A 6,706-nucleotide genomic window follows, 5' to 3' on the forward strand; every position below is an offset into this window, starting at 1 on the left:
TTGGGGGAATCCGGCCCACGCAACGGATTCGCCCCGTTCCGGGTTAGAATGGGCATCCAACTCCATCGCGAGGTCAACCCATGAGCAGAATCCGCTTGATCGCCCCGGCCTTATTCATACTCGCGGCCTCGATCGCCGTCGCCGCGCAGACGCCCCCGCCGATCCCGGCGACGCCGGCCGGCCGCCACGTCGAGGCCTATTTCAAGGCCTTCAATGCCGGAGAGGCGGCTATGCAGGCGTTCTTCACTGCCCACGCCGACGCGGACGGCCTCAAGGAGACGCCTCTTGACGCCCGCCTCGGCCGCTATCGGCAGATGCTCCAGCGGCTGGGGAAGCTCGAGCTTCAGAAGATCATCGAGGCCAAGCCCGACTTGATCAGCGCCATGGTCAAATGTTCCAACGGCCCGCTCGTCCAGATGGACTTTGAATTCGCCCCCAAGGAGCCCTTCGGATTATTGGGAATCAAGGTCATGGACCTGGGCGAAGAAGAGATCGCGGCCGATCCCAAGCCCGATGACGCCGCCCTGGTCGCCACGGCCAAAGCGCATCTCGAGGGGCTGGCGGCCCGGGACGAGTTCTCCGGCGCCGTCCTGATCGCCCATGACGGCAAGACGCTGTTCGAATCCGCGGTCGGCCTGGCCGATCGGGAGAAGAAAATCCCCAATCGAACCGGCACGAAATTCAACATCGGATCGATCAACAAATCCTTCACCGAGACCGCTGTAAAGATGCTCGTAGCGGAAGGCAAGCTGTCCCTCGACGACACGATCGGCAAATTCCTCCCCGAATACCCGAACAAAGAAGCGGCCGCCCAAGTTACGGTCCGCCATCTCCTAGCTATGACGTCCGGCATCGGTGACTTTTTCGGCGAGCGCTACGAGAAGGTGGATAAAAAGAAGATTCTGACGCTGGCCGATTATCTCCCCCTCTTCGCCGATCAGCCGCTGGCCTTCAAGCCCGGCGAGCGCAATCTGTATTCCAACGGGGGATTCGTCGTGCTGGGCCTGATCGTCGCCAAGGCCGCGGGGATGGACTATTACGATTTCATCCGGGAGCGCATCTACAAGCCGGCAGGCATGGTCGACTCCGGATCGTTCGCCAAGGACGAAACCGTCGCCGATCGAGCCCTCGGCTACACCAAGGAAGGCGGCCCGCTGCGATCCAATTACGACTCTCTGCCCGGCCGGGGCAGTTCGGCCGGCGGCGGATATTCGACCCTGCGCGACATGCTGAATTACGCGACGGCCTTGAAGGAAGGCCGCCTCGGAAACGAGCGGGGCGGCGGGATGGGGATCGCCGGCGGTGCACCCGGCCTCAACGCGGCTCTCGAATGGGACGCCCGAAGCGGCTACATCATCGTCGTCCTGGCCAACCTCGATCCCCCCGCCGCCGCGGATGTCGCCCGCCAGATACGGACCTGGCTGCCCAGGCGCTGATCGGATTCAACGCCCCTTGAAGTCGGGCTTGCGCCTGGCGATAGACACCGCTTGATCCTCGGGAACAACCGGGCCAACGTAAGCCGGCGGAGTATTCATCACCCCTATCCCCTCCCTCCTCCTTTCCATGAACAATGTCTCGAGGAAGCGAGAATCCAAGAATCGGTCGCACAGGTCTGAACTTATTTAATGTCTATCAGATACGCCGGGCAAGACGGCTGCCGATCCGGCGAAGCCAAAGGGGGGCTCCCCCTTCAAGTCCCTATCCCCTTTCCCCCTTCCACGCTCACCCCCGGATTGACCACTAGAGGCGATAGACCGAGGCGGATCACGGCTCTAACATGTAGATAGGGGCCGGGAAGGATCCCTTTCCCGGTCGGCGGAGGGTTCATGATGAACGAGCTGTCTTTCTATTGGCTCGGCAAGGCCGAGGCCAAGAGGCGATATCGGCCCCTCCTCAGCCTGCTGCCTTACATAGGCGCGATCGCCCTCGTCGACGTCGCGATTCTCTCCTTCTCGCTCGACACGCCGGTCCTCTTTATCGCCCTGCTCGGTCCCCTGATCCTATCCGCCCTTTATCTCTCTCCCCCCGTACACCTCGCTCTGTCGCTCGTCTTCGTGCTCAACGCAGCGATCCTTATCGCCCGCCTCCCCCTGTCGTCCGCGCCCTCCGCGACCGCGCTCTTCATCGCCGGCTGGCTGCCCTGCTTTTTCGCCGGACTCGCCTTACAGCGCCACCAGCGCCTCGATCTGGATTCCAGTTCCCGCCTGGTCCGGGAGCGCAACGCCCATATGCAGGCCGATCGCCTTTGGCATCGGAGCGAAGAACAATGCCGCGTCCTGGCCGAGGCCATCCCCGACATCCTCTTCACGCTCGACCTAGACGGCCGGATCGCCTTTCTCAACGATGTCGCCGCGTCCCTCGGAATCAAAATTCCTCCGGCTGAAGACGCGAGTCTCGCCGCGATCTTCCCGGCCCTCGAGTCTTCGCAGCGGAACTTGGTCGACGTCGCGCTCCGGTCCGCTATGCCTTTCCAGATCGAGTTTCCCCATCTTCTGGACAACGGATTCGCCTGGTTCGACTTGCGGCTTTTCCCCGTCATCTCGCCCCCCGGCCGGGTGGACTACGCATTCGGGGTCGTCCGGGACATCACGGCGCGGAAAGAGATCGAGCAAAAGCTTCTCCATTCCGAAAGCGCTTTCAAAAACCTGGCCGAGCACATGCGGGCGGGCGTCTATATTTTTCAAAACGGGTTTTTCCGCTATGTCAATCCCGAGTTCGGCCGCATGTTCGGGGCCTCGCCGGAGCAGATCGTCGGATCCCTCCCTCTATCGTCCTTCGTCCACCCCGATGACTACGCCCTGGTGGACACAAGCCTTGCCGCCCGCGTCTCCGGCGAGGAGGACCAACGGCGGTACGAGTTCCGCGCGCTGGCCGTGGACGGCCGTATATTTCCGGTCGAGGTCTTCAGCGCCCGGTACGAATGGAACGGTTTGCCGGCCGCCCTTGGCCTGATCATCGACGTCGGCACGCGAAAGAGTTTGGAGACCGACCTCCACGCCTCTCTCCTCGAGAAGGAGATCCTTCTCCGCGAAGTCCATCACCGGGTCAAGAACTGCCTGCAGGTCGCCTCCAGCCTCGTCGGCAGACACGCCGCATCCATTCCCGACCCGGCAGTGATCAAGGTGTTGCAGGATTGCCAGGCCCGGATTCGGGCCATGGCCATTGTTCACGACAAGCTGTCTCGGTCGAAGTACGCGACGGACATCGAATTCCGGGCCTATTGCCTGGATCTGGCCCACTCCCTCTTCCGGGCTCTGGACATCGACGAACGGCGAATCGCCCTGAACATAGAGGGCGACGAATGCCTGATTGACACGACCGCGGCCGGGCCGTGCGGCCTCCTGGTCAACGAGCTGCTCACCAACGCGCTCCTCCATGCCTTTCCGGACGGCCGCACCGGGACGATCACGATCGGCCTGCGCCGCTCTCCCGACCGCACGGTCGAGATCACGGTGGCCGACGACGGTATCGGGTTGCCCTACGGCTTCGACATCATGACGGTCGAGGCCTTGGGAATGCAGATCGTCCGCGATCTCACGGCCCAATTGGACGGCGCCCTGGACGTCGCCAACCAGCCGGGAGCGAGGTTCCGGCTGGTATTCAACGATAAAGCCTACTCCCGCAGAGTCTGAAAGCTCCGGTGCCCAACGAAAAGAACGGAGGCTAGCGCGGCACCGCCGGGGGCGTCAATCGCATCCGGAACGGCTTGTCGCGGTCGCAGACCAGCCGGCCGTCGATGACCTCCAACTCCGCCGCCTGAAGGGCGGTGTGCCGGTTCGAGAAAGGCGAAACGCCGTCGCGCTCGGGCGCCTTCTCCGTGAACGGGTGCGTGAAGTAGATGATGTAGGCCTTCTCCCCGCAGACGACGACGTCGGCATGCTTGCCGATGGTCCCGTCGCTGTTCCGAGTTCCGGACTTATCCAGGATCTTCCCCTGATAAGTCCACGTGTCGAGATTGTCGGATCGATAGACGTCCAGCCCGCTATTGGGGTCCTTGATCAGCCAATTATGGCCTTTGAAACGACGCGAAGGATTTTCATGTATAGACCTTGATCAAGTCTCCGGAATCTCGGAGAAACGCGACCAGAGCGCCTCCGGCGGGAAGTACTCGAACCCCAGCGGAACGGCCAGGCTGAGGATCTGGTCCTTCTCCTCGATGAGGAGATCAGCGTCCAGAAGCGGCTGAAGGACCGCTGGCAGGGCTTCCTCAGCCATCTCTCCCCCGGTTTCCGCGCCCAGCAGCCTCCGAAGATCGGATCGAGTCCGGATCTCTTCGCAGGCTTCGTAAGCCCGGCGCTGCAAGCCGGTTAGGACATGGACCGAGGTCGCGGCTCCGGGCCGGAAATCGCAGATGACGAGCCGGTCCGGTTCGTCGAGAGAGATGAGGGCGGAACCGGCCGCGGCTTGAGTCCATTGCCCGATGGCTTCGAGAAGCCTTGCCGTCAGAGGGGCGATGGACGGATCGGTATCGTCGTCGGCGTCGAAATAATAGGCCAGATTCCGGATCGCGCTCTCGTCCAAACCCGAATAGATGAAGCGATAGAGGGGGGAAGGCCGCAAGTTGCGCAGCCCGAAGTCGGTTGGCCGCATCTGGAAGAGGCTGTAGCGGTCGATCCGAACCCGGCTGACCCTGGCCGGGGGGGTCAGATGGGAAATCGCCTTGAGAATCCGGAGGCCTTCCAGGTATTCCTCCGGCCGCTCGCCGGGCATGCCGTAGAGATAGTACCAGATCGGGAAGACCCCGAATTGTTTGCACCATTTCAGGAGTCGGACGTTCTGGAGCGGTGTGACGCCCTTCCTCATGCGCTTGAGCGCGGCCCGGCTGAGGCTCTCGATACCGGGCTGGATCTCCCGCAGGCCCGCCCGCCGGGCCGCCCGGACCTGGTCCTTCGTCAGGTCGGATCGGACATAGTAGAAGATCTCCGGCTGCAATCCGGACCGCTCGAGCAGGGGGAAGAACGTCTCCGGAAAGCTCTTGGGCAGAATGGTGTCGGCAGCCCGCAGGCTGCGGGTTCGGAAGCCGTACCGGTCGAGCATCGAGGCGAACTCCTCGAGCGCCCGGGGCGCCGATTTCTGGCGATAAGCCAGGGCGTTGACGTTGAGCCCGCAGAAAGCGCACTGGGATTTCTGGCCCCACCAGCAACCGCGCGAGGTTTCGACAACCAGATGGAGCTTGCCGATTTCGGGATTCGGATAATGCTCGCGCTGGGCGAAGAAATCGTCGCCATCCGGGTATGGAAGCCCGTCGAGATCGGCGATCGTGGCTGCCGTCACGGCCGCGGGATCGGCCGTCTCCCGATGCAGGATGCCCGGAATATCTCCCGGAGATCGCTTCTCGAGGATGGCGGTCGCGAGAGCCGCGAACACATCTTCCCCTTCTCCCAGGCAGACCGCATCGATGAACGGGAAAGCCTTGAATAAGGCCACCCCCATATCGCCCCGGCAGTTTCCCCCGCCGAAAGCGACGAAGATTCCGGGGTATTTTTCCTTTAGGCGCCGGGCCAAGCCGAGCGAAGAGATCAGCTGTTGGCATTGGCAAGAAAACCCGACGATTCGATACTCCTGCCAAGAGACTCTTTCCAGGCAGTCCTCGATGAATAGGGTCGCCTCTCGGCGGCACATCGCCAGCATCTGCTCGATTTCGATTCCGTCCTTCCGCTGGTAGTCTCCCGTATCCTCCTGAACCCGGCTCTCGGCGATCCGGCGAAGATAGCCGGAGTCCCTCGCCTCGTCCCGCCCCCACAGCGATTCCACAAACATCCAATCGCCCGCCGCGGCATCCCGCGCCAGGAGGTCGAGCTCGCCGCAGGTCTCCAGGCCGATTCTCTCGGCAAAAGGAATGTTTAGATAGAGGTTGGCGCAAGGGATGTCATGCCTGGCGAGGTCGGCCTTGAGCAGGCTGATGCCCAGCGCGGGGCGATCCACAGCGAAGAGCGGCATGTTGACTAGGGCCACGGGCGCGGGAGCGATATCGGGAAAGAAGTTGTCGATGGGGTCGTTCACTCGGGGCATGTCGGGAAATTATGCCATCGCAGGGACGGAGTCAAGGCTGGAGAACGGGAAAGAGATCGGAGACCTCCGCCATGCGGGGCCAGACGGGCTCGGGGGGGAAATACTCGAAGCCCAGCGGGACGGCCAGGCTGAGATACCGGCCGTTCTCCTCGATCATCAAGCCGTGCTCCAGCAGAGGGGCCGCGAGCGAGACCAGGTCCTCGTCTTTCGCCTCCCGTCCCCGATCGGCGGACAGAAGCTTCCGCAGGTACGCGCCGCTCCGGATCTGATCACAGGCCTCATAGATCCGGCGCTGGGAACCGGTCAGGATAAAGAGGGGCTTGCGGGCGCAGGGGCGGAAATCGCAGATCAAAAGCCGTTCCCCTTCCTCCAGCGAAAACAAGGCGGATCGCCCGGCCTGCTCGGTCCAGTCCCGAACGGCCAGGAGGAGGTCCCGGGAGCGGGCCTCGAGATCGTCCTGCGCCGCGAATTCGCCGACGAAATAATAGGCCAGCTCTTGGAGGGCCTGTTCGTCCAAGCCCGGGTAGACATGCCGATAGAAGGGCGAAGGGCGGAGGTTGCGCAGACCGAAGTCCGCGGGGCGGGCGAGATGAGGGCTGAAGCGGTCGAGGCGGATGGGCCTGGCTTCGTAAGGCGGCTGAAGATGCGATATCAGGGGGATGAGACGGAGCGGACGCCGATAGTCGCCGGCCTT

At 62.9% G+C, this 6,706-nt stretch carries 4 protein-coding genes; 2 read left to right on the top strand and 2 right to left on the bottom strand.

Going from position 1 to position 6,706, the window contains the following annotated elements:
- Window positions 1–80: 80 nt before the first annotated feature.
- Entirely contained in the window at window positions 81–1,436 is a 1,356-nt protein-coding gene (locus tag NTZ26_12505; protein ID MCX6561320.1) for a serine hydrolase, read from the top strand.
- Between the two features lie 393 nt (window positions 1,437–1,829).
- Entirely contained in the window at window positions 1,830–3,632 is a 1,803-nt protein-coding gene (locus NTZ26_12510) for a PAS domain S-box protein (protein ID MCX6561321.1), read from the top strand.
- A gap of 421 nt (window positions 3,633–4,053) precedes the next feature.
- Here NTZ26_12510 and NTZ26_12515 read toward each other — a convergent pair whose 3' ends face one another.
- Entirely contained in the window at window positions 4,054–6,012 is a 1,959-nt protein-coding gene (locus tag NTZ26_12515; GenBank protein MCX6561322.1) for a RiPP maturation radical SAM C-methyltransferase, read from the bottom strand.
- 31 nt (window positions 6,013–6,043) lie between these two features.
- Window positions 6,044–6,706: hypothetical protein (locus tag NTZ26_12520; protein ID MCX6561323.1), on the bottom strand; the 663-nt coding region annotated here is incomplete at its 5' end.

It is taken from the genome of Candidatus Aminicenantes bacterium (assembly GCA_026393855.1).
In the GTDB taxonomy this organism is placed as follows: Bacteria; Acidobacteriota; Aminicenantia; order Aminicenantales; family UBA4085; genus UBA4085.

Coding starts and splice junctions, on each gene's coding strand:
- NTZ26_12505 (MCX6561320.1), top strand. CDS start 81: ATGAGCAGAATCCGCTTGATCGCCCCGGCCTTATTCATACTCGCGGCC.
- NTZ26_12510 (MCX6561321.1), top strand. CDS start 1,830: ATGAACGAGCTGTCTTTCTATTGGCTCGGCAAGGCCGAGGCCAAGAGG.
- NTZ26_12515 (MCX6561322.1), bottom strand. CDS start 6,012: ATGCCCCGAGTGAACGACCCCATCGACAACTTCTTTCCCGATATCGCT.